Annotated in this window: 27 protein-coding genes; 7 read left to right on the top strand and 20 right to left on the bottom strand. The window is 66.9% G+C overall.

The genetic code is table 11. The annotated features are described in order from the left end of the window. Positions 1 to 31 precede the first annotated feature (31 nt). The 4 genes from A5740_RS13010 to A5740_RS12995 all read left to right on the top strand — a co-directional run bounded on the left by A5740_RS13010 (position 32) and on the right by A5740_RS12995 (position 3,859). The gene (locus A5740_RS13010; protein ID WP_076194601.1) at positions 32 to 1,168 is read left to right on the top strand and encodes a phosphotransferase; all 1,137 of its coding nucleotides are present in this window, start codon (positions 32 to 34) and stop codon (positions 1,166 to 1,168) included. A 43-nt stretch (positions 1,169 to 1,211) separates the two neighbouring features. After that, positions 1,212 to 1,769, top strand: coding sequence for a TetR/AcrR family transcriptional regulator (locus tag A5740_RS13005; protein WP_076194599.1), 558 nt, complete (start codon positions 1,212 to 1,214; stop codon positions 1,767 to 1,769). 168 nt (positions 1,770 to 1,937) lie between these two features. Continuing rightward, complete coding sequence (locus tag A5740_RS13000; RefSeq protein WP_076194597.1) at positions 1,938 to 3,422, top strand: aldehyde dehydrogenase family protein; 1,485 nt, start codon at positions 1,938 to 1,940, stop codon at positions 3,420 to 3,422. Between the two features lie 23 nt (positions 3,423 to 3,445). Further along, positions 3,446 to 3,859 carry a nuclear transport factor 2 family protein gene (locus tag A5740_RS12995; protein ID WP_076194711.1) on the top strand — a complete coding sequence of 138 codons (414 nt, stop codon included), beginning with the start codon at positions 3,446 to 3,448 and terminating at the stop codon, positions 3,857 to 3,859. Between the two features lie 82 nt (positions 3,860 to 3,941). Here A5740_RS12995 and rlmN read toward each other — a convergent pair whose 3' ends face one another. From rlmN to A5740_RS12970, 5 genes are all read right to left on the bottom strand, one after another. Continuing rightward, positions 3,942 to 5,039 (bottom strand): 23S rRNA (adenine(2503)-C(2))-methyltransferase RlmN, encoded by a 1,098-nt coding sequence (rlmN, locus tag A5740_RS12990; RefSeq protein ID WP_076194596.1) that lies wholly within the window; start codon positions 5,037 to 5,039, stop codon positions 3,942 to 3,944. A gap of 42 nt (positions 5,040 to 5,081) precedes the next feature. Further along, on the bottom strand, positions 5,082 to 5,960 hold the full coding sequence (locus A5740_RS12985) for a phosphatidate cytidylyltransferase (RefSeq protein ID WP_076194594.1): 879 nt from the start codon (positions 5,958 to 5,960) through the stop codon (positions 5,082 to 5,084). Further along, on the bottom strand, positions 5,960 to 6,517 hold the full coding sequence (gene frr, locus A5740_RS12980) for a ribosome recycling factor (RefSeq protein WP_076194593.1): 558 nt from the start codon (positions 6,515 to 6,517) through the stop codon (positions 5,960 to 5,962). Before frr ends, A5740_RS12985 begins: the two co-directional genes overlap by 1 nt. A 22-nt stretch (positions 6,518 to 6,539) precedes the next feature. Beyond that, complete coding sequence (gene pyrH / locus A5740_RS12975; RefSeq protein WP_076194591.1) at positions 6,540 to 7,289, bottom strand: UMP kinase; 750 nt, start codon at positions 7,287 to 7,289, stop codon at positions 6,540 to 6,542. A gap of 138 nt (positions 7,290 to 7,427) precedes the next feature. Beyond that, entirely contained in the window at positions 7,428 to 8,120 is a 693-nt protein-coding gene (locus A5740_RS12970) for a class I SAM-dependent methyltransferase (RefSeq protein ID WP_076194590.1), read from the bottom strand. Positions 8,121 to 8,156: 36 nt separating this feature from the next. Between A5740_RS12970 and A5740_RS12965 the strand changes: the two genes are divergently transcribed. Together A5740_RS12965 and A5740_RS12960 are read left to right on the top strand one after the other, a co-directional pair. Next, entirely contained in the window at positions 8,157 to 8,585 is a 429-nt protein-coding gene (locus A5740_RS12965) for a MarR family winged helix-turn-helix transcriptional regulator (protein WP_076194588.1), read from the top strand. Between the two features lie 62 nt (positions 8,586 to 8,647). Then, a complete protein-coding gene (locus A5740_RS12960) occupies positions 8,648 to 9,769 on the top strand; it encodes a glycerate kinase (RefSeq protein WP_076194587.1) in 1,122 nt (373 codons plus the stop codon). Between the two features lie 3 nt (positions 9,770 to 9,772). On the opposite strand, the gene A5740_RS12955 is transcribed toward A5740_RS12960, so the two are convergent. From A5740_RS12955 to rpsB, 7 genes are all read right to left on the bottom strand, one after another. Next, a complete protein-coding gene (locus A5740_RS12955; protein ID WP_076194585.1) occupies positions 9,773 to 10,228 on the bottom strand; it encodes a DUF350 domain-containing protein in 456 nt (151 codons plus the stop codon). Between the two features lie 19 nt (positions 10,229 to 10,247). Continuing rightward, positions 10,248 to 11,411 (bottom strand): glutathionylspermidine synthase family protein, encoded by a 1,164-nt coding sequence (locus A5740_RS12950; protein ID WP_076194584.1) that lies wholly within the window; start codon positions 11,409 to 11,411, stop codon positions 10,248 to 10,250. Further along, positions 11,412 to 11,918, bottom strand: a complete 507-nt coding sequence (locus A5740_RS12945) for a hypothetical protein (protein ID WP_076194709.1) — start codon at positions 11,916 to 11,918, stop codon at positions 11,412 to 11,414. 145 nt (positions 11,919 to 12,063) lie between these two features. Next, on the bottom strand, positions 12,064 to 13,548 hold the full coding sequence (locus A5740_RS12940) for an amidase (RefSeq protein ID WP_076194582.1): 1,485 nt from the start codon (positions 13,546 to 13,548) through the stop codon (positions 12,064 to 12,066). Between the two features lie 24 nt (positions 13,549 to 13,572). Continuing rightward, entirely contained in the window at positions 13,573 to 14,427 is an 855-nt protein-coding gene (locus A5740_RS12935; protein WP_076194581.1) for an LLM class F420-dependent oxidoreductase, read from the bottom strand. A gap of 271 nt (positions 14,428 to 14,698) precedes the next feature. Further along, entirely contained in the window at positions 14,699 to 15,526 is an 828-nt protein-coding gene (gene tsf / locus A5740_RS12930; RefSeq protein ID WP_076194579.1) for a translation elongation factor Ts, read from the bottom strand. A 16-nt stretch (positions 15,527 to 15,542) separates the two neighbouring features. Further along, a complete protein-coding gene (rpsB, locus tag A5740_RS12925) occupies positions 15,543 to 16,367 on the bottom strand; it encodes a 30S ribosomal protein S2 (protein WP_076194707.1) in 825 nt (274 codons plus the stop codon). A gap of 306 nt (positions 16,368 to 16,673) precedes the next feature. On the opposite strand from rpsB, the gene A5740_RS12920 reads away from it, so the two are divergent. Further along, a complete protein-coding gene (locus A5740_RS12920; protein WP_076194577.1) occupies positions 16,674 to 17,171 on the top strand; it encodes a M23 family metallopeptidase in 498 nt (165 codons plus the stop codon). A gap of 16 nt (positions 17,172 to 17,187) precedes the next feature. Here A5740_RS12920 and A5740_RS29095 read toward each other — a convergent pair whose 3' ends face one another. From A5740_RS29095 to A5740_RS12885, 8 genes are all read right to left on the bottom strand, one after another. Continuing rightward, positions 17,188 to 17,595, bottom strand: a complete 408-nt coding sequence (locus A5740_RS29095) for an alpha/beta fold hydrolase (protein ID WP_254849174.1) — start codon at positions 17,593 to 17,595, stop codon at positions 17,188 to 17,190. Beyond that, complete coding sequence (locus tag A5740_RS29090; RefSeq protein WP_254849173.1) at positions 17,592 to 18,086, bottom strand: alpha/beta fold hydrolase; 495 nt, start codon at positions 18,084 to 18,086, stop codon at positions 17,592 to 17,594. The genes A5740_RS29095 and A5740_RS29090 overlap by 4 nt, the downstream gene beginning before the upstream one ends. A gap of 9 nt (positions 18,087 to 18,095) precedes the next feature. Beyond that, positions 18,096 to 18,992: a tyrosine recombinase XerC gene (locus A5740_RS12910; RefSeq protein ID WP_076194576.1), complete on the bottom strand. Its 897-nt coding sequence runs from the start codon at positions 18,990 to 18,992 to the stop codon at positions 18,096 to 18,098. Between the two features lie 79 nt (positions 18,993 to 19,071). Further along, positions 19,072 to 20,238 carry an alpha-hydroxy-acid oxidizing protein gene (locus tag A5740_RS12905; RefSeq protein ID WP_076194574.1) on the bottom strand — a complete coding sequence of 389 codons (1,167 nt, stop codon included), beginning with the start codon at positions 20,236 to 20,238 and terminating at the stop codon, positions 19,072 to 19,074. A gap of 36 nt (positions 20,239 to 20,274) precedes the next feature. Beyond that, complete coding sequence (locus A5740_RS12900) at positions 20,275 to 21,141, bottom strand: siderophore-interacting protein (protein WP_076194573.1); 867 nt, start codon at positions 21,139 to 21,141, stop codon at positions 20,275 to 20,277. A gap of 98 nt (positions 21,142 to 21,239) precedes the next feature. Beyond that, positions 21,240 to 21,611 carry a thiocyanate hydrolase gene (locus A5740_RS12895; protein WP_076194571.1) on the bottom strand — a complete coding sequence of 124 codons (372 nt, stop codon included), beginning with the start codon at positions 21,609 to 21,611 and terminating at the stop codon, positions 21,240 to 21,242. 16 nt (positions 21,612 to 21,627) lie between these two features. Beyond that, positions 21,628 to 22,329 carry a thiocyanate hydrolase subunit gamma gene (scnC, locus tag A5740_RS12890; protein WP_076194570.1) on the bottom strand — a complete coding sequence of 234 codons (702 nt, stop codon included), beginning with the start codon at positions 22,327 to 22,329 and terminating at the stop codon, positions 21,628 to 21,630. A gap of 37 nt (positions 22,330 to 22,366) precedes the next feature. After that, a complete protein-coding gene (locus tag A5740_RS12885; protein ID WP_076194705.1) occupies positions 22,367 to 23,206 on the bottom strand; it encodes an SH3-like domain-containing protein in 840 nt (279 codons plus the stop codon). Positions 23,207 to 23,254: the final 48 nt, after the last annotated feature.

Here is a 23,254-nt window from a genome sequence, read left to right as displayed (position 1 = left end):
ACAAACCCACGCAAATTTGTAAACTTGCTCAATGCTCACACCGGCCCGCCGCCTCGTTCCCGCCGTCGGCCTGGCCGCACACCTCGGCCACGGCGTGCAACGTATCGCAACCGACGCGGCGATCGGGCGGATGCGCGCGTTACCCCGGCGCATCGCCGATCTGGACGCCGCCTACCTGTCCGAGCTGACCGGGTGCACGATCACGTCGGTGTCCGTGGCCGCGGGTGACTCCGGCACCTCGTCGCGCGCCCGGCTGACGTTGACCGGCGACGGGCCCGCCTCGGTGTTCGTCAAGATGCCCGCCGAGACCGCCGCCACCCGGATGATGGGCGAACTGGGCCGGCTGGGGCACACCGAGGTGCGCTTCTACCAACAGCTGGCCGAGAGACTCACCGGCGTCCCCCGCGCGTACGGCGCTGCTTTCGATGCCCTGACCGGCCGGTTCGTCCTGGCGCTCGAAGACCTGACGCAGCGGCCTTGCGAGTTCCTCGACACCCTGCATCCCCTCGACCGGGACCACGCGGCGCTGACTGTCGAGCTGCTCGCCCGGCTCCATGCCACGTTCTGGAACCAACTGCCTTCGCACGCCGGCGGCGGGCCGCTGGGCTGGATCTACTCAGCTTCGGGCGATGACACCTCACTGCTGACCGGCGCACTACTCAAGATGTCGACCAAACGGCTGGCCGAGCGCACCGACATCCCCGTGACCGACGGCCGGTTCATCGACGAGAACTACCGGGCGGCCGCACAGCTGCTCGACCGTCCGCCGCACACCGTGATGCACGGGGATGCACATCCGGGCAACCTGTACTTCCGCGACGGCAAGGCCGGGCTGTTGGACTGGCAGGCCGTGCGCCGTGGACATCCGGGCCGCGAACTGGCCTACACGCTGATCACCAGCATGACCACGGCGGACCGGCAGGCATCCGAACGCGAGTTGCTCGACGAGTATCGGGCGGCACTAGTCGCCTCGGGTGGTCCCACGCTGGATCGCGACGAGTTGTGGGAACGTTATCGGCTCGGCGCGATCTACGCCTACGCCGCACCGGTGATCACCGCCGGGCTCGGCGGCATGCAGGATGAGGGCATCGCCATCGAAGGCGCCCGGCGGGGTGTGGCCGCTTTGTCCGACCTGGAGACTGTGGCAATACTCAAGAAGTTGCTGTGATGGTCCTACCATTTGGTGAACCGCGATCAACCAAGGCCTGGACGTGAATGAACCTGTACCCGCGCAGCGGGACGCATCAATCGAGGACACCTCGACCCGCCATCGAATCCTGGTGGCGACCTCCGAGGTACTGGCCCGCAGTGGACAGACCAAGCTGAGCCTGTCCGAGGTGGCACTGCAGGCCGGGGTGTCCCGGCCCACGCTCTACCGGTGGTTCGCCGACAAGCAGGAACTGCTGGCCGCGTTCGGCACCTACGAGCGCGAGATGTTCGACCAGGGCATCAGCCACGCCACCGTCGGCCTGCGGGGCAACGAGAAACTCGACGCCGCACTGCGTTTCATCGTGCAGTATCAACAGTCCTACTCCGGTGTCCGGGTGGTCGACATCGAGCCGGAAGTGGTGATCGCCCAGCTGGCCCACGTCATCCCGCTAATGCGGGAGCGGCTGCTCAAACTCCTGTCGGGTGCCAATGCGCCGGTCAAGGCCGCCACCGCGATCCGGGTCGCGGTCTCGCACTACATCGTGCGCAGCGATGACGGCGATCAGTTTCTGGCCCAACTGCGTCACGCCGTCGGCATCAAACAGCCTGATCCCAGCTGACCGGCCTGCTGCTCCGGCTCAACCCGCGTCACACCTCCGTTCCGTCACGCTGGCGTGACACTCGGCGACCGCTGCCATGAAAACTCTACGATCGCAGAGACTTGGCAATTGGTCAATCCTTTCCTCAAAGGGATGACACCACTCGCAATTTTTGTAAAGCTGTCTCCTATGACTCAGGTGCAGAGCGATACCGGTGTCCTCGCCGGCGACGAGCGGATGCTCATCGACGGAGAACTCCAATACACCGGCAGCGGCGCGAAATTCGACGTGATCCACCCCGCCAGCGAGCAGGTGGCGGGCCAGGCGACCGACGGCACGGTGGCCGACATGGAACGGGCCGTGGGCGCTGCGCGACGCGCGTTCGACGAAACCGACTGGAGCCGCGACGTCGACTTCCGCTACCACTGCCTGATGCAGCTGCACGAGGCGCTCGAGTCCGAGAAGGAACGGCTGCGCCGGGTGCTGGTCACCGAGGTGGGTTGTCCTGTCACGGTCACCGGCAGCCAGATCGAGGACCCGATCGGCGAGGTCAAGCACTGGGCCGAACACGGCAAGAACTTCGAGTACCTCGTTGACAACGGCGTCCACCAGACCCAGCTCGGGCCGGCACACCGCAAGATCGCCTATGAGCCCATCGGCGTGGTCGGTGCCATCACCCCGTGGAATGTGCCGTTCTATCTGAACATCGCCGAGACCATCCCGGCGTTGATGGCAGGCAACACCGTGGTGCTCAAACCTGCTCAGCTCACCCCGTGGTCCGGCACCGAGTTGGGCCGCATCGTCGCCGAACACACCGACATCCCCGCCGGCGTCTTCAACGTCGTCGTCTCGAATGCCAACGAGGTGGGGGCCGCGCTGTCGGCGGATCCGCGGGTCGACATGATCACCTTCACCGGTTCCACCGCCACCGGACGCGCCATCTTGGCTGCCGGTGCCCCCACGGTCAAGAAGACGATGCTGGAGTTGGGCGGCAAGTCCGCGCACATCGTGCTCGACGACGCCGACTTCAGCTCGGCGCTGCCCATCGCGGCGATGATGGCCTGCGTGATGAGCGGGCAGTCCTGCATCCTGCCCAGTCGAATCCTGCTCCCCCGCAGCCGCTACGACGAGGGCATCGCATTGCTCAAAGGCGCGATGGAGAACTTCCCGGTCGGCGACCCATGGACCCCGGGCATCATGCAGGGTCCACAGATCAGTGCCACCCAGCGTGAGAAGGTGCTGGGGCTGATCAAATCCGGCATCGACTCCGGGGCCCGGCTGGTCACCGGCGGCGGCATCCCGGAGAATCTGCCCACGGGCTACTACACCCAGCCCACACTGCTGGCCGATGTCGACCCCGATTCGCAGGTGGCCCAGGAGGAGATCTTCGGGCCGGTGCTGACGGTCACGCCATACGACAGCGACGACGAGGCGGTCTCGATCGCCAACAACTCGATTTACGGTCTGTCCGGTGAGGTTTCGTCCGCGGACGTCGATCGGGCGTTCGCCGTCGCGCGCCGGATGCGCACCGGCAACGTCACCATCAACAGCCGCAGCCACTTCGGCATCAACAGCCCGTTCGGCGGTTCCAAGCAGAGCGGCCTGGGCCGACGCAACGGCGAGGAAGGCTTCAAGGAGTACTTCGAGTCCAAGACCATCGGCATGCCCGAGTAGTGAGCGAAGCTTGCGAGCGAACCATGGACCTGAGCGAGCATTCCGAGATCTCGGCCCTGCTGTACCGGTATGCCCGGGCCGTGGACTCCAAGGACTGGGAGCTGTACCGGTCGGTGTTCACCGAGGATGCCGTCATCGACTATTCGTCGGCCGGTGCCGTCGTGGGGACGCGCGACGAGGTGGTCGACTGGTTCGCGGCCAACTTCGGGGTGATCCCATGGAGCATGCACTATGTCACCAATATCGAGATCCTCGAGAGCAATGGTGACACCGCGACCGTGCGGGCGATGTTCTACAACCCCATGCAGCTACCGGGCCTTGCGGAGATGAGTGCGTGCGGCGGGTATTACCACCATGAGTTGGTGCGCACACCCGACGGCTGGCGCAGTTGCAGCCTGCGCGAGGAGAACCTCTGGTTCACCAATGCGCCGGGCTAGCACTGCCCGTCACGTCGACATTGACCCTGCGCAGACGCCTACTCGATCTTTTGCGACCTCAGTTCGAAGTCAACGCCGCGGCTCAGCCTTCGGCAGCGAGCTGACCACAGGCCGCAGCGATCTCCCGGCCCCGGGTATCGCGCACCGTGCACGACACTCCCTTGGCCTGAACCCGCTTGACGAACTCCCGCTCGACCGGCTTGGGGCTGGCATCCCACTCGCTGCCCGGCGTCGGATTGAGCGGGATGAGGTTGACATGCACCAGCGGGCCCAGCTTGGCGTGCAGCTTCTTGCCCAAAAGGTCTGCGCGCCACGGCTGGTCGTTCACGTCACGAATCAACGCGTACTCCACGGACACCCGCCGGCCGGTGGTGTCGGCATAGTAGCGGGCGGCGTCGAGCACCTCGTCGACCTTCCAGCGGTTGTTCACCGGCACCAAGGTGTCGCGAAGTTCGTCGTCGGGAGTATGTAGCGACAATGCCAACGTCACGCCCAGCCGTTCATCGGCCAGTTTCCGGATAGCCGGGGCCAGGCCCACTGTCGACACCGTCACCGAGCGCGCACTGATGCCGAACCCGTTCGGCGGTGGGGCGATGATGCGCTTCACGGCGGCCACCACCCGGTTGTAGTTGGCCAGCGGCTCGCCCATCCCCATGAAGACGATGTTCGACAGCCGGCCATCATGCTCCAAGCGCATGGCCGACGAGGCCGCCCGGACCTGTTCGAGGATCTCTGCGGTGGACAGGTTGCGCTTGAGACCACCCTGGCCGGTCGCGCAGAACGGGCAGGCCATGCCGCAGCCGGCCTGCGAGGAGATGCACACGGTGTTGCGCTGCGGGTAACGCATCAGCACCGACTCGAACGTCGTGCCGTCGCCCGCGCGCCACAGCGTCTTGCGGGTCTCCCCGGCGTCGCACTGGATCTGCTTCACCGGGTCGAGCAACGTCGGGAACAGTGCTTCTGCCACAGAAGCGCGCACGGCCGCCGGCAGGTCGGTCATCTGCTGCGGATCGGCGATCAGCCGTCCGTAGTACTGATTGGCCAGCTGCTTGGCGCGAAACTTCGGCAACCCGAGCTCGGCGACGGCCTCTGCACGCCCGGCTTCGTCGAGGTCGGCAAGGTGCCGCGGCGGCATGGCGCGTCGCGGGGCGTCGAAAACCAGAGGAAGGGAGGTGGCCATGATCTCGACCAGTATCTCACCGTCGCGGTCGAAGCCACGAATTCACGCCAGCAGCGTCAGCACGATCCAGCCGACGACGGCCGCGGGCAGCATGGCGTCGATGCGGTCCATGATGCCGCCGTGACCGGGTAGCAGCGTGCCCATGTCCTTGATGCCGAGGTCGCGTTTGACCTGGGATTCGATCAGGTCACCGAGCACCCCGGTGATGACGAGCAGCAGGCCCAGCGGGACACCCACCCAGGCCGGCTTGTCCAGTAGGAAGGCCACGGAGAGGACGGCGGCAGTGATGCCGAACACCAGCGAGCCCCCGAGACCCTCCCAGGACTTCTTGGGGCTGATCGCCGGTGCCAGCAGATGCTTGCCGAACAGCACGCCGGCGACATAACCACCGATGTCGGCGAAGACGACCGTCACGATGATGGTGAACACCCGGGCGCCGCCGTGGTCGGCGAAGATCAGGAGCGCGGTGAACGCCGCGAACAACGGCACCCAGGTGCCGAGCAGCACCGTGGCGGCGATGTCGCGCAGGTAATTTTCCGGTTGCCGGTCGAGGCCTTGTCCGACCAGACGCCACACCATGCAGACAACGATCGTCCCGCCGTACGCGCCCAACAGACCGGCCAGTCCGTACGGCCAGGTCAGCCAGATCATTGCCTGGCCGCCAAGCAACAACGGAACCGCGGGCAAGGCGTATCCCTGTTCGCGCAGCCGCCGGATCACCTCGTGGGTGGCGATGGCGATGGCCGCCGCCAGCAGCGGCAGCCACCATATCGGCGCGAACAGCAGGGTGCCGATTGCCATCGCGCCGAGGATGACGCCGACCGCGATGGCCGCCGGAAGGTTACGGCCGGCCCGGGACTGCTTCTGCTGCGGTTCTGGAACCGGTGAATCTGTCACGAAAGGTACTTGCTGGTCGGTCACTAGACCTCCAGCAGCTCGCCTTCCTTGTGCTTGACTAGGTCGTCGATCTGGCTGGTGTAGGTGTGGGTGGACTTGTCGAGGTCCTTCTCGGCGCGCCCCACCTCGTCCTCGCCGGCCTCGCCATCCTTCTTGATGCGGCTGAGCTCTTCCATCGCCTTGCGGCGGATGTTGCGGATCGAGACCTTGGCGTCCTCACCCTTGGACTTGGCCTGCTTGACCAGATCACGACGGCGTTCCTCGGTCAGCTGCGGGATGGAGATGCGGATGATGCTGCCGTCGTTCGTGGGGTTCACGCCGAGATCAGAGTTGCGGATCGCGTCCTCGATCGGCCGCAGCTGCGACGCTTCGTAGGGCTTGATCACCACGAGACGAGCCTCGGGCACGTTGATGCTCGCCATTTGCGTGATCGGTGTCATCGCCCCGTAGTAGTCGATGTTGATACGGGAGAACATGCCCGGGTTGGCCCGGCCGGTCCGAATGGTGGCCAGGTCGTCACGGGCCACACTCACGGCCTTTTCCATCTTCTCTTCGGCGTCGAAGAGAGTTTCGTCGATCACGTCGGCTTCTCCAGTTTCCCGTTCAGGTGGTGACCAGTGTTCCGATCTTCTCACCCGCCACCGCGCGGGCGATATTGCCTTCGGTCAGCAGGTTGAACACCAGCATCGGCATCCGGTTGTCCATGCACAAACTGAAGGCGGTGGCATCGGCGACCCGCAGGCCACGATCGATGACGTCGCGATGGGTGACCTCGGTCAGCAGCTCGGCGTCCGGGTCTTCCCGCGGATCGGCGGTGTAGACACCGTCGACGGCCTTGGCCATCAGAACCACGTCGGCGCCGATCTCCAGGGCACGCTGCGCCGCGGTGGTGTCGGTGGAGAAGTACGGCAGTCCCATGCCCGCACCGAAGATCACGACGCGGCCCTTTTCCAGATGCCGCACGGCGCGCAGCGGAATGTACGGTTCGGCGACCTGCCCCATGGTGATGGCGGTCTGCACGCGGGTGTCGATCCCTTCCTTCTGCAGGAAGTCCTGCAGCGCAAGGCTGTTCATCACGGTGCCGAGCATGCCCATGTAGTCACTTCGGGTGCGCTCCATACCGCGCTGCTGCAACTGTGCGCCGCGGAAGAAGTTGCCACCGCCGATGACGACCGCGACCTGCACGCCGCTGCGCACCACCTCGGCGATCTGGCGGGCCACCTGGTGCACCACATCGGGGTCGAGACCGACCTGGCCGCCGCCGAACATCTCTCCGCCGAGTTTCAGCAGGACCCTCTTGTAGAAGGGACGGATGGGTGCTGCGCCCTCGCCGGCGACATTCGGATCCGCCATCGGTCTCCTCGGCACTCCTCGCATGTAGAGAGCCACCCGGGTTCGCCCTGGACGGCCTCTCTATCCTGCCCTATGCCGGGCACCTTGCGTTGTCGGGGGGAGCTCTCGCGGATCGGAGTGTCGCCGGCCGTCGGGCCGTCAGCCCAGGTGAGCCTGCAACAGCCAGGCCCCCACCGACTTGCGGTCGCCGCCTTCGTCGCGGATGTCCATTCCGGCGAAATCGGCGAAGTTGGCGAACTCCGGCGGCACGTTGGCGTGGATGCGGGCCGGGCGGACGTCGTCGATCACCCAGTACTTGCCGACCACCTCGCGCAGTTCGTCCTCGCTGACCGGGTTGGCCGGTCCGGTGTCGCCCATCGTCGCCTTGTCGAACACCAGCACGTAGTAGGACGCGCCGGGCGCGGCGGCCCGCACGATCGACTGCTGGTAACCCTCCCGCAGCTCCACCGGCATGGAGTGGAACAGCGTGCTGTCGACGATGGTGCCGAAGCGTCCGTCGTAGCCGGTGAATGCGCTGATGTCGGCGACCTCGAAGCTCGCGTTGGTCAGCCCCCGCTTGGCGGCCTCGGCCCGGGCCAGGTCGATGGCCGTGGCGGACTGGTCCAGCCCGACCGTGGTGTATCCACGTTCGGCCAGGTACAGGGCGGTGGCAGCCTCACCGCAGCCGGCGTCGAGCACGTCGCCGTGGAATTTCCCGTCGGCGATCAGTGCGGCGATCTCGGGCTGGGGCTCTCCGATGCTCCACGGCGGGCGCACCCCGGCGAACTCGGCAGCCTCACCCCGGTAGGCGGATTCGAACATCGCGTCTGACATTTCATTCGGCTTGGTCATACGTCCGGTATATCAACCTGGTTGATATGTGTCAATATGCTTGACATGAGTGACCGTCTCGAGGAGCAGCCGCTCGGCTACCTGATGTATCGCGTGGTCGCGGTACTACAGCCCCGGGTCGCCGCACAGCTTCAACCGTTCGGCCTCACCCTCCCCGAGTTCGTCTGCCTGCGAGTGCTGTCGATGGCACCCGGTCAGTCCAATGCCGAACTCGCCCGTCACACCAACGTCTCACCACAGGCGATGAACAACGTCGTACGGGGATTGCAGGATCGCGGCGCGGTGCGCAGGCCGGCCAGCGTCGATTCCGGCCGGGCACTGCCGGCCGAACTGACCGGCGAGGGAGCCGAATTGCTCACGCGCGCCGAGGCCGCGGTACTCCTGGCCGAAGACGAGGTGCTCGATCGCCTCGATCCCGACCAGCGGCGGCAACTCAAGCGTCTGCTGGCCCACGCGGTGGGCTGAGCGTGCCCGGCGCGCTCGTCCGACGCGCCGAGTGGCCGCGCGGTCGGTAGTGTCACGACGGGATGAAGATCGTGCTGGCCCCGGACTCGTTCAAGGAGTCGATGACCGCGTCGCAAGCGGTGGCAGCGATGCGCGAGGGCATATCGGCGGCGTGCCCGGAGGCCGAGTGCGTCGGGGTCCCGATGGCCGACGGCGGCGAAGGCACGGTGGATGCCGTGGTCGATGCGCTCGGCGGCGAGCGGGTGAGCGTCGACGTGGCAGATCCGCTCGGCCGGCCGGTGCGCGCCACCTACGGTTACGTCCCTGGGCGCCGCCTGGCGGTGATCGAGATGGCCGGTGCCGCAGGCCTGGAGCTGGTGGCGCCGGCGGACCGGGACATCCTGCGCGCCACGACTTTTGGAGTCGGACAACTCATCACCTCGGCGCTCGACCGCGGCGCCCGCGAACTGCTTATCGGACTCGGCGGCTCGGCCACGAACGACGGCGGTAGCGGCATGCTGACCGCCCTGGGCGTGGTGTTCACCGATGCCGACGGCCGCCCGCTGTCCCCCGGCGGCGCGGCGCTGGCCCGACTGCATCACATCGACGTCGCCGGCCTGGACCCGCGCCTGTCTGACGTACATGTTCAGATCGCGTCCGACGTCACCGCACCATTGCTGGGATCCGGCGGCGCCAGCGCGGTTTTCGGTCCACAGAAGGGCGCCACCGGCGACGACGTCGTGGTGCTGGAGGCGGCGTTGACCCGCCTGGCCGAGGTCACCGACACCGCCTTGGGACACGCCAGCCCGGACCGTCCGGGAGCCGGCGCCGCCGGCGGCCTCGGCTTCGGCCTGATGGAATTCCTTGCCGCCGAATGCGACCCCGGCGTCGAGGTGATCGCCGAGACGGTGGGGTTGGAGCAGGCACTGACGGGTGCGGACTGGGTGTTCACCGGTGAGGGAAGTGTCGACGCCCAGACCATGCTCGGCAAGACTCCGTTCGGCGTGGCACAGGTGGCCGCGCGGACGGGAACACCGGTGGTGATCTTCGCCGGGCGGGTCTCCCCCGACGCCGACGTGCTGCTGGCCCACGGGGTGAACAGGCTCGTGGCGATCACCGCCGCGGGCACACCGCTGGCGCAGGCACTCCGCGACGGCCCGGCCGCATTGGCCCGGGCCGCCGCCGAAGTGTGCCGGACCCTCTAGGAGCTACAGGATCGCTGCCGCGACGATGAATCCGAAGGCCAGATAGGCCGCGATCACGACCAGAACCTCAGGGGTGAATCGTTCGGCGGCCAGCACCCGGCCCATGTCGATGCCCTTGATGGCACCGATCAGCCGGACCGAGAGGGCCTGGGCCGCAATGCCCAACAACCCGAACACCAGCGTGCTGATCAGTCCCTGGACCAGATCACCCAGCGAGCTGTAGATGGCCAGCACGATGATGACGGCCATCGATACCACCCCGGAGGCGGCCACGGCCGACGCGTTCGGCCGGCCCGCCTGTACCAGGGTCCGCAGCGGTCCCGGTGTGGTCCAGTCGATGACGTAGAAGCCCAGGATCATCAGCGCCACACCGACAATCGTGTACAGCACGATCGCCGATACGCCGTGGCCGAGGACTGACCAGTAGTCGGAGCTGAGCGCAACCAGCGTGGTTGTCATAGGGATGTTCCTTCCAGAGTCACAGCGGGATGCGGTGTGGCACAAAGGCAGCGCCGTTGTCGGTGACGAGACCGGAGGTCTCGCGGATTCCGAGCCCGGCGGATTCGTCGCCGACGATCCAGGCGCCCAGCGCGGGACGCATGTCGTCGAATTGCGGTAGCGGATCGAGTAACTGGTAGACGTAGCCTTCCTCGCCGTACACGCCACCCGTCTCGGTTTCGTAGCCGGCGCCGACGATGGTGATGTTGGCACCTTCCCGGCCGAGCTTCGGTTTGCGCACGTAGTCGGTCAGCTCGTGCGGGTCATCGACATAGGCGGGCAACAGGTTCGGGTGGCCCGGATACATCTCCCACAGCACCGCCAGGATCGCCTTGTTGCTCAACAGCGTCTTCCACAACGGTTCCACCCACAGGGTGGACGGCAATCCCTCGACCGCCCGTCGACCGAAGTCGTCGTCGAGCATCCACTCCCACGGGTACAGCTTGAAGATCGACGACATCGGAGCTTCGGCGAGGTCGACGAACCGGTCGAGGTCCTGGTCGAAACCGATGTCCTCGATGGCCAACCCGACGGTGTGCAGGCCGGCCTCAGCCGCACACTCCTGCAGATAGGCCACGGTGACATGATCCTCGCCGGTGTGCTCGGCACCCGACCAGGTGAAGTAGGTCTCGGCGCCGGGGAGCCGGTCGCGGATCTCAGCCCAGCGGGCAACCAGCTTCTCGTGCAACGAATTCCACTGATCGTCATCCGGATACACGTCGGTTTTCCAGTGCCACTGCAGGATCGCGGCTTCCAGCAAGGTGGTGGGGGTGTCGGCGTTGTACTCCAGCAGCACCGGCGGCCGGCGGCCGTCGTAGCGCAGGTCGAAGCGACCGTACAGGTGTGGATCGCTGCGCCGCCACGACTTCTCGATGTGCTCCCAGCTCCATTCGGGAAGGCCGAAGTCGCGGTAGCGGCCGGTCAGCACGACATGCTCGACGGCCTCCAGGCACATCGAGTGCAACACCTCGACGGAGGCCTCGATCGACAGCACCTCGTCCATGTCGAAGACGTAGTGCACCGATTCGTCCCAGTACGGGCGGTCGGCGCCCATCGCGTCACGCGCCGGGGTGCCGAAACACATCCCCTGCTCGGCGACGATCTGTTCCCAGCCGGTGCGCGGGGAACTGCGTTGGCGGCGCATTCAGCTGCCCGAGCTTCCGCCGTAGCTCGACGACGAGCCGAAACCACCCCGGGAGATCGACGTCCCCGACTTCGTCTTGGCGGTGGTGCCCTTGGGGATCTCCAGCGTGCCGCCGCGTGCGACGGTGCCCACCCCGCCGTTGTTGCCGCCGTAGTAGTACCGGTACGGCGAACCCAGGTAGATGAAGGTGCCGCCCGAGCTGCTGTGTCCGCTGGAGCAGTACGAATCGGGCACCACTTCGTTGGTGCCGTCCTTGACGCAGGTGGCCGCGACTTCCTCTTTGTGCAGCAGGTGATATCCCAGGGCGATCACCCCGACCACACCGACGACCGCGACCGACCCCATCAGAATCTTGCCGTTGCGGGCCGAGCGTTCGCGGGCCTTCTGCTCTTGCAGCCGTGCCCATTCCTCGGCCGCTTCGCGGGCTTTCTGTGCCCTGTCGCGCTGGCGGGCCTCGGCCACCGTCGGCGGCCGTGGTTGGGTGACGCCGGGCTCCTGCCAACGGATCGAGCCAGGCGGCGGACCCGGCGGGGATTCCTCCTCCTGGTGGAATTCCTCGCCTGGTTGGCTCCCCGACCCCATGCGTCCCCCTGTTCGGCGATACTTGCCGGTCATCTTAGGAGGCGACGACACTGACGCGCGCCTCGCCTGTCTACTTCACGGCTTTTCGCGCCCGCTTACGTGGGGCCGACGGCGCCGGGTCCTGAATGCGGGGCCACGGCTTGGCCTCCTCGAGCTCGTAGGCCAGTTCGAGCAGGAGGGCTTCGCGGCCGCGGGTCGCCGACAGCATCATCCCGGCCGGCAGACCGTCGGCCGTCTGCGCCAGGGGCAGGGAGATGGCCGGATCACCGGTGGCGTTCTGCAACGGGGTGAATGCCACCCAGCCCAGCAACCGGTCGACGATCTGCTCGTAGTCCGCGGTCGGGTCGAGCCAGCCGACCTCGACGGTGGGTTCGGCCAGGGTCGGCATCAGCACCACGTCGTAGCTGGCGGACAACCGCTCGGTGATGCGCCGCGACCGGGCCAGCCGCGCGATCGCCGCCGGTACCCGATGCAGGTTGCGAGAGGCCAGCCGGTCCAGGCCGAGGCTGAGGTTGTCGAGTTTGTCGCGATCGAACGTCGGCCCCATAGACCGCTTGCCGCCACGCACCGTCGCATACGCCAGAAACGCCCAGTACAACAGGAAGTCGTCCTTGAATCGCGCCGGTACGGGATTGCCGATCACCGTGATCCGGTGGCCGAGTTCCTCGAGCAGCGTCGCCGTCTTGTGGGTGAGCTCGGTCATCTCCGGACCGGCGTCGTGGACGATGGACTGCGTGCACACCGCGATGCGCAGGCGCTGTTTGCCCGGCCGGCTGACATCACCGATCGGCGGCAGTTTGGGGTTGCGGTAGACCCGCTCCATCTCGCGCAACAGCGCCGCGGTGTCACGCACCGACCGGGTCAGCACCCCGTCGGACACGATCCGCAGCGGCATCACCCGCAGGTGCTGATCTTGCGGCAACCGACCGCGGGTGGGTTTGAGACCGACCAGTCCGTTGCACGCGGCGGGGATCCGGATCGACCCACCACCGTCGTTGGCGTGTGCGATCGGAACCACACCCGAGGCGACGAACGCCGCCGACCCCGAGGAGGACGCGCCTGCGGTGTAGCGCGGATCCCACGGATTGCGCACCGGACCCAGCCGGGGATGCTCACACGCCGCGCTGAACCCGAACTCCGAGAGCCGCGACTTGCCCAGCGGCACCAGGCCGGTGGCCAGGTAGGCACGGGCGAAGTCACCGTTGGCGACCTCGGGGCGCGGTTCCCATGCGTCGGTGCCGCGCATGGTCGGCATGCCCCGCACAGCGACGTTGTCCTTGACGAAAGTCGGGACACCGTCGAAGAATCCGCCGTACGGGCTTGGTGCGGCACCACGGGCATGCGCCCGGTCGAACGCCTCGAATGCCAAGCCGTTGAGCGTGGGATTGACGGCCTCCACACGCGCGATGGCGGCCTCGATCAGGTCGGCGGCCGACACCCGGCCGGCCCGCAGTTCCTCGACCAGGCCGACGGCATCATGCTCGCCGAGCGCATCGTCGCCGAAGGCGCTACAGCGGGTGGAGGCTTTTCGCGCCGGACGCGGACCGCTACTCATGCTCCGACGCTAGCAAGCCACACATCACTGCGTCCGGGCCACACTCTGCAGCGCAGCCAGGTGCTCGTCGACCGTCCGAAGGCCCGCCCCCATGGTGTTCACCGCGACGTGGGTGGCCCCGGCCTCGGCCCACGCGGTGATGCCGGCCGCGGTCTGCTCTGGGTCACCGGACCAGGTCACGCGCCCTTCCATCCCGATGGTGGTCGGGTCGCGGCCGACCGAGACCGCGGCGCGTTCGACCCGGGCGCGCGCGTCGTCGAGTTCGAGCCCCGGGCCGACCATCGGAAACCAGCCGTCGGCGAGACGCCCGGCCCGCTCCAGTGCCCGCGCGGAGGCGGCACCGAACCACACCGGGATCGGTCGCTGCACCGGCAGCGGAGCCAGACCGGTACCGGTCACTGTGTGATGACGGCCCTCGAAGGTGACCGAGGATTCGGTCCAGAGCCGACGCATCAACTCCACCTGCTCTTCGGACCGTTTGCCGCGATTGCCGAAATCTTCGCCCAGCGCTTCGTACTCGACGGCGTTCCAGCCCAGGCCGATGCCCAGCCGAAAACGGCCGCCGGTGAGCAGATCCACCTCGGCGGCCTGCTTGGCCACCAACACCGCTTGCCGTTGCGGCAGGATGATCACCCCGGTCACCAGTTCCAGCGACGTGACCGCCGCCAGGTAGCCGAACATCACCATCGGCTCGTGGAACGTGGTGTACAGGTCGTAGGGCCCCGCCCAGTCCCGGTGGACCGCCGGATCGGCGCCGACGACGTGGTCGTAGGCCAGGATGTGCGTGAAGCCCAGCTCCTCGACACGCTGGCCGTATGCGCGCACGGCTCCAGGATCTCCGCCGAGTTCCGTCTGCGGAAAAACCACGCCTACGCGCATGTCACCTCCAACACCATCCCCAACCCATTCGTACCTGCCACACTCCCACATCGGCAAAGCACCTTGCCCCGGCGTGAGCAACTACCCGGCACCGACCGGGTCACAAATGAACAAAACCCCGCGCTTTCCGGGATCGCCGGAATGAGCGCGGGGTTTTGCGACGGGCGGCGACGGCCGAGCCGTCCATCGGGTGTGGACGGCCGAGCCGTCCATCGGGTGTGGACGGCCGAGCCGTCAATCGGGTGTGATGTGCCGCCCGAGTCTTCTGGGGTTAGGCCTGGCCGACCTCGAACCGCACGAAGCGGGTCACGGTGACGCCGGCCTCGTCGAGCAGCGCCTTGACGGACTTCTTGTTGTCGGACACCGACGGCTGGTCGAGCAGCACGACATCCTTGTAGAAGCCCGTGACGCGACCTTCGATGATCTTGGGCAGCGCCTGCTCGGGCTTGCCCTCTTCCTTCGCGGTCTCCTCGGCGATGCGCCGCTCGTTGGCGACGATGTCGGCGGGGACATCCTCACGGGTGAGGTAGCGAGCCTTGAGCGCGGCGATCTGCAGAGCGACCGCGTGGGCGGCCTCCTTGCCCTTGTCCGCGTCGCCGGCGGTGTACTCGACCAGGACACCGACGGCCGGCGGCAGGTCCGCGGCACGCTTGTGCAGGTAGGTCTCGACGGTGCCGTCGAAGTAGGCGACCCGACGCAGCTCGAGCTTCTCGCCGATCTTGGCGGACAGGTCGGCTACGGCCTGCTCGACCGTGGTATCCCCAACCGTGGCGACCTTGAGAGCATCCACGTCGCCGGCCTTCGCGGCAGCGGCGGCCGCCACGACCTGGTTGGCGAGCTCCTGGAATTCGGCGTTCTTGGCGACGAAGTCGGTCTCGGAGTTCAGCTCGATCAGCGCGCCGTCCTTGGCCGCGACCAGACCCTCGGCGGTGGCGCGCTCAGCGCGCTTGCCGACGTCCTTGGCGCCCTTGATACGGAGCAACTCGACGGCCTTGTCAAAATCGCCGTCCGATTCGGCCAGCGCGTTCTTGCAGTCCATCATGCCGGAGCCGGTCAGCTCCCGAAGGCGCTTGACGTCGGCAGCGGTGTAGTTAGCCATTTAAGACTTCTCCTGATTACGAAGCGTCAGTGGATGTTTCGGGTGCAGCAGCGGCGTCGCCCTCGGCGGCACCCGCAGTCGCACCGGCCAGCAGTTCCTGCTCCCACTCGGCGAGCGGCTCTGCGCCTTCGGCGTCCTGCTTCTGACCGGCGCCGGCGCGAGCCTGCAGGCCTTCGGCCACGGCCGAGGCCACGACCTTGGTCAGCAGGGCAGCCGAACGGATCGCGTCGTCGTTGCCCGGGATCGGGTAATCCACGACGTCGGGATCGCAGTTGGTGTCGAGGATCGCGATGACCGGGATGTTCAGCTTGCGGGCCTCGCCGACGGCGATGTGCTCCTTGTTGGTGTCGACGACCCAGATGGCCGAGGGCACCTTCTGCATGTCGCGGATACCACCGAGGCTGCGCTCAAGCTTGTTCTTCTCACGCGTGAGCATGAGGATTTCCTTCTTGGTGCGACCTTCGAAGCCACCGGTCTGCTCCATGGCCTCGAGCTCCTTGAGGCGCTGCAGACGCTTGTGCACGGTGGAGAAGTTGGTGAGCATGCCGCCCAGCCAGCGCTGGTTCACGTAGGGCATGCCGACGCGGGTGGCCTCTTCGGCGATCGATTCCTGCGCCTGCTTCTTGGTACCGACGAACAGCACGCTGCCACCGTGGGCGACGGTTTCCTTGACGAACTCGTACGCCTTGTCGATGTAGGTCAGCGTCTGCTGCAGGTCGATGATGTAGATGCCATTGCGGTCGGTGAAGATGAACCGCTTCATCTTGGGGTTCCAACGACGGGTCTGATGCCCGAAGTGGGCGCCGCTGTCCAGCAGCTGCTTCATTGTCACAACAGCCATGTCGGCCATGTCCTTTAGTTGTCGGTTGTCGTCCGGTATCGGTGACACCGGACCCTGGTGCCTGCTGGTCGCCGGACCCGCCCTGGAAAACCCAGGTCAGGACCGCCGGCATCCGGGTACGACCCCGATTAGAGGTCGTGGCGCAGACACGCGAAGTCAGCCCGCTCAGCGAGCTGCGGATAGAAGTTTACACGCTGCGCAGAGGTGCTTTTACCACGCGGCAAACGCGGGCGGATTCGTCGATTTCATCCACAGGGCCGGTTTCGGGTCTTTCGGACGGCCCGGGCAAGACGCTGAACTGAGGAGGTGAGATCCGCCGCGGTGGTCCTGATTTTGCTCCTGGCCTGGGCGTGGCCGGGCACTGCCCGCGCCGACGACTCGCGGCTGCACTGGCCGATATCTCCGCGCCCCGCCGTGACCAGGGGTTTCGACGCTCCCTCGCCCAACTGGACCCGTGGCCATCGCGGCGTCGACCTGACCGCCGTGCCCGGCCAGGCGGTCTACGCCGCCGGACCCGGCACCGTCGTGTTCGCCGGGGTGCTGGCCGGACGGCCGGTGATCTCGCTGGCCAATCCGGGCGGGCTGCGCACCAGCTACGAACCGGTGGACGCTGCGGTCCGGCCCGGGCAGACCGTGACCGCCGGGCAGTTGATCGGCACCGTGCTGGCCGGTCACCCGGGCTGCGCCGCAGCGGCCTGCCTGCACTGGGGCGCCATGTGGGGTGCGGCCGCGCGGGCCGACTACGTCGATCCACTCGGCCTGCTGGCCGAGACCCCGATCCGGCTCAAGCCGCTGGCCGGGTGAACCAGGCACAAGCTACTCACACTGCGCCGATGCCTCGTAGGAATCCCCGGATCGCGTCGGAGACCACGTCGGGCTGGTCACGCTGCACCCAATGCCCGGCTCCGGCAACCACTTTGAGCTGGGCGTCGGGAATCAGCGTGGCCGCGGTGCGGGCACGCGCCACCGGGACACCCGGGTCGCGTGCACCGTGAACGATGAGCGCCGGGCAGGGAAAGGACGTCAACTGCGGCGTGTAGTCGGTGCGCAGCCGATTCCAGCCGACCTGGTCCCGTTGCCATTGCTCGAACGCCCGAAAGCCGTCCGGCCGGCTCGCCGCCGCCATGATCTCGTCGATCAGGTCGTCCGTGAGGTGGGCGGGATCGGTGATCAGCGACCCCATGCTGCGCACCATCGCTTTGCGGTTGGTGCCCACCCAACGGGTCATCCACCCCAGTAGGCCGGCCCGCAACGTCGCCCAGGTGACCAATTGCCGTATCCGGACAGCGGCCCGCCCGACAGCCGGGACATGAGGCCGTAACTACTCAACAGCATCGCGCCACTGACGCCGTCCGGCCGGTCCAGCACGTGGCCGATGGTCATGCCGCCACCGAGCGACAAGCCGCCGATCGCGTAGCGCTGCAGGCCGAGTGCGTCGACGAACTCCCCCACGTAGGCCACCAGGCGTTCCTGGGTCACGGGCAGACGTGGCGCCGGGCTGTGGCCGTAGCCGGGATGATCCGGAGCGATGACGCGGTAACCCGCCCGGGCCAGCCGCGGGCCGATACCGCCCCACGACAGCGACGCGCTGTCCACTCCACCGCCGTGCAGCAGCACCACCGCGGGATTTTGGGGGCCGGTGGCCCAGGTGAGGTAGGACACCGGTCCGTTCGGCAATCCGACGGTCGTCCGGATCGGCCCGAGAGCCGGTTCGTGCACAGTCCTCCTTCAGGCCCGTGGGTGCGCTTGGTCGTGGACCGCGCGCAGTCGTTCCACGGTGACATGGGTGTAGAGCTGCGTGGTGGCAAGCGAGGTGTGGCCCAACAACTCCTGCACGACGCGCAGATCCGCACCCCCTTCGAGCAGATGCGTGGCTGCGCTGTGCCGAAGACCGTGCGGCCCGATGTCCGGCGCACCGTCGACGGCCGCGACGGTCTGGTGCACCACGGTGCGGACCTGTCGCGGGTCGAGCCGTTTACCCCGGGCGCCCAACAGGAGCGCGGGTCCGGAAGCCGGGGTGACCAGCGCCGGCCGCCCGTCGGTGAGCCACGCCGTCAACGCCGCCTGGGCCGGTTCACCGAACGGGACCGTGCGCTGTTTGTTGCCCTTGCCCAGTACCTGGAGCACACGACGTGAGGTGTCGATGTCGTCGATGTCCAGCCCGCACAACTCGCTGACCCGGATACCGGTGGCATACAGCATCTCGACGATCAGCCGGTCCCGCACCGCCAACGGATCACCTTCGCATACAGCGGAATTCATGGCCTCCATGGCGTCGAGTGCCTGATCGCGACGCAGCACCGCGGGCAGTGTGCGGTGGGCCTTGGGGACCTGCAGCCGGGCAGCGGGGTCCTCGGCCAGCAGCCCCCGCCGGGCTGCCCAGGTGCAGAAGGTCTTGACCGAGGAGGTGCGACGCGCCAGCGTGGTCCGCGCCGTTCCGGCCGCGCTCTGCGCAGCCAGCCAGGACCGCAACCGCGGCAGGGTCACAGTGTCCAGACCACCGCCGCTGAACTCGAACAACGCGCGCAGGTCTGCCCGGTATGCGCGACGGGTGTGCTCGGAGCGGCCGCATTGCAACGCCAGGTACTCGTCGAACTCGGCAAGAACCTCCTCGACTGCGGCCACCGTGTCACCGTCGCAGAACTTCGCTTGCGACGCATCCGGCGCGCCGAGCGGTCACCGTCACGGTCTCATCTCAACGGGCTCACGGACAGTCCACCCGACGCAGCGCGTCGGGGGTGAGGTCGGCCAGGGTCGGATAGCCGTCCACGCCCATGATCAGATCGGCCTCGGCCAGCAGTGAGCGCAGCACGTGCACGATGCCGTCGGCCCCGCCCAATGCCAACCCGTACGTAAACGGCCGGCCCACCCCGACCGCGGTGGCGCCCAGGGCCAGCGCCTTGACGATGTCTGCGCCGTTGCGGATTCCCGAGTCGAACAACACCGGCAATCCGTCGGCCGCCTCGACCACACCGGGCAGGCAGTCGATGGCGGGCAGTCCACCATTGGCTTGGCGGCCACCATGGTTCGAGCAATAGATGCCGTCGGCGCCGCCGTCTTTGGCGCGCCGGACATCATCGGGGTGGCAGATGCCTTTGAGGATCAGCGGCAGTTTCGTCAACGACCGCAGCCACGGCAGGTCATCCCAGGTCAAGGGATTCCCGAACAGGCTCACCCAGCGCAGCACGGTCGCCTGCGGATTCTCTTCGGGTGGCTGCGGCAGCCCGGCCCGGAACACCGGGTCGCTGGTGTAGTTGGCCAGGCACTTGCCGCGTAGCTGCGGAAAGTTCGAGGTGGACAGGTCCCGCGGGCGCCAGCCCGGAACCCAGGTGTCCAGGGTGACGACGATGCCTTTGAACCCGGCCGCCTCGGCGCGGTGCACCAGACTGGCGGCCAAGTCTTTGTCGGTCGGGGTGTACAGCTGGAAAAAGCCTGGGGTGTCGCCGAATTCGGCGGCAACGTCTTCTAGCGGGTCTTCGGTCAGGGTGGACAGCACCATCGGGACCCCGGTGCGGGCAGCGGCGCGCGCTCCGGCCAGATCACCGTGACCGTCCTGCCCGCAGATGCCCAGTACCCCGATAGGTGCCATGAACAAGGGCGAGGGCAGTGTGAGTCCGAACAGCTCCACGGACAGGTCACGGTCACGATGGGCGTTGAGCATCCGCGGGATCAGGCCCCACCGGTCGAAGGCGGTCCGATTGACCCGCTGAGTGCGCTCGTCGCCGGCGCCGCCGGCAACGTAGGACCACACCGACGCCGGCATGGCAGCCTGGGCCTTGGCCTCCAACGCCGCATAGTCCATCGGCATGGTCGGCAACACGCCGGACAGGCCCTGCAGGTAGATCTCGAATTGAAAATCGCCGTACGCCATGACGGCTACCTTGCCATCCCGGCCGCGCTTCCGGTCTCAGCCGGCGGTGTCGGCCTCGGCTTTTGCCAGCTCGGCCTTCCATTGACGGAAGGTCTCCTCGGTACGCCCACGACGCCAGTACCCGGAGATCGACGCCGCCCATTTCGCCGGGACACCGCGCTCCTTGCGGATGTAGGGACGCAGATTGTGCATGACGGCCTGGGCCTCACCGTGGATGAAGACCTGCACCTGACCGGGCAGCCACGGCGTCTCCTTGACCGCGGCGACCAGTGGCGCGTTGTCCCCGGCACGATCGTCGCCGACCAGGTCGGCCCGACCGCCGCGGTAGATCCAGTTCACCTGGACGCCGTCGGGCGCGGTGAGCTCGAGTTCGTCCTCGGGACCGGCGACCTCGATGAATGCCTGGCCAATCGCATTGGCGGGCAGCGCTTCCAGCGCGGCGCTGATGGCGGGGAGGGCGGCCTCGTCGCCCGCGAACAGATGCCAGTCGGCTGCCGGATCAGGGGCGTAGGCGCCGCTCGGCCCCATCAGGTAGGCGGGCTGACCCGGTTCGGCGGCCGCAGCCCACGGTGCGGCCACCCCTTGCTCGCCGTGGACGACGAAGTCGATGGTGATCTCACCGCGCTCGCTGTCGACGTTGCGCACCGTGTAGGTGCGCACGGTCGGACGTTGCTCGGCGGGCAGATCCTGAAAACTGTCCAGTGTCAAGGGTTGTGGCAAGGCCGCGACGTCGACGCCGTCGGGGACGATGGCGATTTTGACGTAGGAATCGGTGAATTCGCTGGGCGAGAATGTGTCGAAACCTGTGCCGTCACCCGACCCGCCGAGCACCAACCTGACCATGTGATCGGTCAACTGCTCGCGGCGCACCACCGCAAATGTGTGTACCGGTCGTCCTGCCATGCCGCCTCCAAGATCATCTGCCGGCTGTTCATTAGCCGACCTCATCGACTATACGGAGACCGCAGCGCGTCTCGGGGTCTACGGCTGGTCAGATCTCGTCAGGCCTCGAGTCTGCCCCGGACCACTGCCAACCGCTCCCGCAACTCGGATTCGGTGATCAGCCCACGCGCCACCAGCGAGTGCGTCAGCGAGACCAGTTGATTCTCGGGGTACGGCAGATCGGCGTAGAGCGTCGCCGAAAGCAGGTCTTCCTCGTCGCGGCGCTGTGTGAAGTCGGGGACACCCGTGTCGCACGCGGCGTGGTCGAGTGCGTCGCACAGCCCGTCGAGGCTGGTCTTCCACGGCGGAACCAGGTTCTCGACGCCGTATTTGGCAGCCATCAGCGGCCACACCTGGTTGCGTTCCACGATTCTCGCGAGCGTCGGAATCGGGTCGTCTCCAATCGGTATCGGCTCATCCGCTCGGTTCATCACCACGCTCCGATGGTCATTCCGCGGGATGTACAGCGGCGCGGGTTTCGGTGATGACGTTCGTCGTCACACCGGCTTTCGGCAGTGCCACGCCGATCAGGCAGTCGCGGGTGATGATCTCGGTGAGCTGATCTTCGCTCCAGCCCTCGGTGCCTTCGGGACGCATGGGCATCACCATGAAGCGATGTTTCTGATTTGAATCCTGCACGTGCACTTCGACGGTGTCGGGCAGGTAGAGGCCGAACTCGGCCAGGACCTGACGTGGCCAGCGCACCATCCGGCGCCGATAGTTGGGGGTTCGGTACCACTCGGGTGAGTTGCCGAGAATCGGACGCGGGTAACAGGAGCACAACGCGCAGACGATCACATGGTGCACCGTCGGGGTGTCTTCGAGAATCTGGAATGCGGTGAAATCGCTGGGTGTGCCGAACCCGGTGGGCTCCAGCCAGTCGACGCCGACTTCTTTGCTCGCCGTCATCGGCTCATCCGCGGCGAGTTGTTTGAACTGCGGGTCCAGCCAGGCACGGGCCACCAGCCGCGCCGCCGGAGTCGGGCCGATCTGTTCGGCGAACTCGGTGAACAGACGATGCTCTTCGGCGGTGAAAATGCCCTTCTCGATACATAATTCGCGCAGCGCGATCTCAAGGACCTCGAAGTCGGTGATCTCGTCGACCATGGGCTTGACGGTGCGCTCGTGGTCGTGGTCGTGCTCTGCCATGGTGTGTCCTTCGTACGGAGGCTCTATCCCGACGACGTCAACCGGCTGCCTGCAACCAGCGCTCGGGGATCTCGGTTCTCAACGTGTCGGTGGCCGTTCCCGTATAGCCGTCCCAGAGGTCTGCCATCGTGAAGCTAACCACGTAGAACCACTCCGGGCGGGCGTCGGTGCGGTCCCAGGTTTCGTCCTCGGCGGCCGGACTCTCGTAGGCCACCGCGGCGATCTTCCCGCGGGCGCCGCGCACGTATTCAGGTGTGCGCGTGTAGAAAATCACGGGTAGTTCGCGGACCACGACCGGGTCGCCGACCTTGAACTTGGGTTCACCCGCTCGGCCGGCGTAGACCTGCGGGTCACCTTTGCCCTTGGCATGCGTGACGTGGCTGTTGCGCCGGACCGTCGAGCCGTCCCCTTCGCATTTGGGCCGGGCCTCCAAACGCTTGCCGGACAGCCCGCCGGCGTAGCGTTCCTGGACTTCGGCCATGCGTTCGGACAGTTCGGTCAAGCCGATGTGGTGCTTTTCGATCAGGACCCGCGCGACCGACACGAGCCACCGGCCGTAGTACGGGAAACCCTGATAGACGGCGCGTCCGACATCGACGTTGCACATTCGACGCCGTTCCTCGGACAGCCAGATGCCCCGCCAGCCGAGGACTTCACACATGACATAGGTCATGTGCTCCCAGTACTCGTATGCCTTGTTCTCGTACTTCATCGGTGCATCCGGCTCGCCGCCGACATCGTGCACCGGTTTGAGGTAGGCGGTGAGCCTGTCGTGATCGAGGAGGTCCGGCGTCGGCGCGTCGGGCAATTCCGGGTATGCCGATTTCAAGCGTCCGACCAAGTTCAGTTGAGCGGCGCGGTCAGCTGCGGTACTCATCTTCCACCCCCCATCCCCGGTGTTGCCGTGTGCGGTGCGCAGCATGCC

This window comes from Mycobacterium sp. GA-1841 (assembly GCF_001954135.1).
Lineage (GTDB): Bacteria > Actinomycetota > Actinomycetes > Mycobacteriales > Mycobacteriaceae > Mycobacterium.
The sequence above is the reverse complement of the archived record's forward strand: the minus strand, read 5'-3'. Positions and strand labels throughout refer to the sequence as shown.

Bases quoted from the DNA above. Each gene is read 5' to 3' on its own strand.
- rlmN (WP_076194596.1), bottom strand. From the start codon at position 5,039: ATGGCCACCTCCCTTCCTCTGGTTTTCGACGCCCCGCGACGCGCCATG.
- A5740_RS12950 (WP_076194584.1), bottom strand. From the start codon at position 11,411: ATGCGCCGCCAACGCAGTTCCCCGCGCACCGGCTGGGAACAGATCGTC.
- A5740_RS12885 (WP_076194705.1), bottom strand. From the start codon at position 23,206: ATGAGTACCGCAGCTGACCGCGCCGCTCAACTGAACTTGGTCGGACGC.
- A5740_RS12970 (WP_076194590.1), bottom strand. From the start codon at position 8,120: ATGACCAAGCCGAATGAAATGTCAGACGCGATGTTCGAATCCGCCTAC.
- A5740_RS12935 (WP_076194581.1), bottom strand. From the start codon at position 14,427: ATGCGCGTAGGCGTGGTTTTTCCGCAGACGGAACTCGGCGGAGATCCT.
- A5740_RS12905 (WP_076194574.1), bottom strand. From the start codon at position 20,238: ATGGCGTACGGCGATTTTCAATTCGAGATCTACCTGCAGGGCCTGTCC.
- tsf (WP_076194579.1), bottom strand. From the start codon at position 15,526: ATGGCTAACTACACCGCTGCCGACGTCAAGCGCCTTCGGGAGCTGACC.
- A5740_RS12900 (WP_076194573.1), bottom strand. From the start codon at position 21,141: ATGGCAGGACGACCGGTACACACATTTGCGGTGGTGCGCCGCGAGCAG.
- rpsB (WP_076194707.1), bottom strand. From the start codon at position 16,367: ATGGCTGTTGTGACAATGAAGCAGCTGCTGGACAGCGGCGCCCACTTC.
- A5740_RS12895 (WP_076194571.1), bottom strand. From the start codon at position 21,611: ATGAACCGAGCGGATGAGCCGATACCGATTGGAGACGACCCGATTCCG.
- A5740_RS13000 (WP_076194597.1), top strand. From the start codon at position 1,938: ATGACTCAGGTGCAGAGCGATACCGGTGTCCTCGCCGGCGACGAGCGG.
- pyrH (WP_076194591.1), bottom strand. From the start codon at position 7,289: ATGGCGGATCCGAATGTCGCCGGCGAGGGCGCAGCACCCATCCGTCCC.
- scnC (WP_076194570.1), bottom strand. From the start codon at position 22,329: ATGGCAGAGCACGACCACGACCACGAGCGCACCGTCAAGCCCATGGTC.
- A5740_RS12965 (WP_076194588.1), top strand. From the start codon at position 8,157: ATGCTTGACATGAGTGACCGTCTCGAGGAGCAGCCGCTCGGCTACCTG.
- A5740_RS12995 (WP_076194711.1), top strand. From the start codon at position 3,446: ATGGACCTGAGCGAGCATTCCGAGATCTCGGCCCTGCTGTACCGGTAT.
- A5740_RS12960 (WP_076194587.1), top strand. From the start codon at position 8,648: ATGAAGATCGTGCTGGCCCCGGACTCGTTCAAGGAGTCGATGACCGCG.
- A5740_RS29095 (WP_254849174.1), bottom strand. From the start codon at position 17,595: ATGACCCGTTGGGTGGGCACCAACCGCAAAGCGATGGTGCGCAGCATG.
- A5740_RS12955 (WP_076194585.1), bottom strand. From the start codon at position 10,228: ATGACAACCACGCTGGTTGCGCTCAGCTCCGACTACTGGTCAGTCCTC.
- A5740_RS13010 (WP_076194601.1), top strand. From the start codon at position 32: ATGCTCACACCGGCCCGCCGCCTCGTTCCCGCCGTCGGCCTGGCCGCA.
- A5740_RS12940 (WP_076194582.1), bottom strand. From the start codon at position 13,548: ATGAGTAGCGGTCCGCGTCCGGCGCGAAAAGCCTCCACCCGCTGTAGC.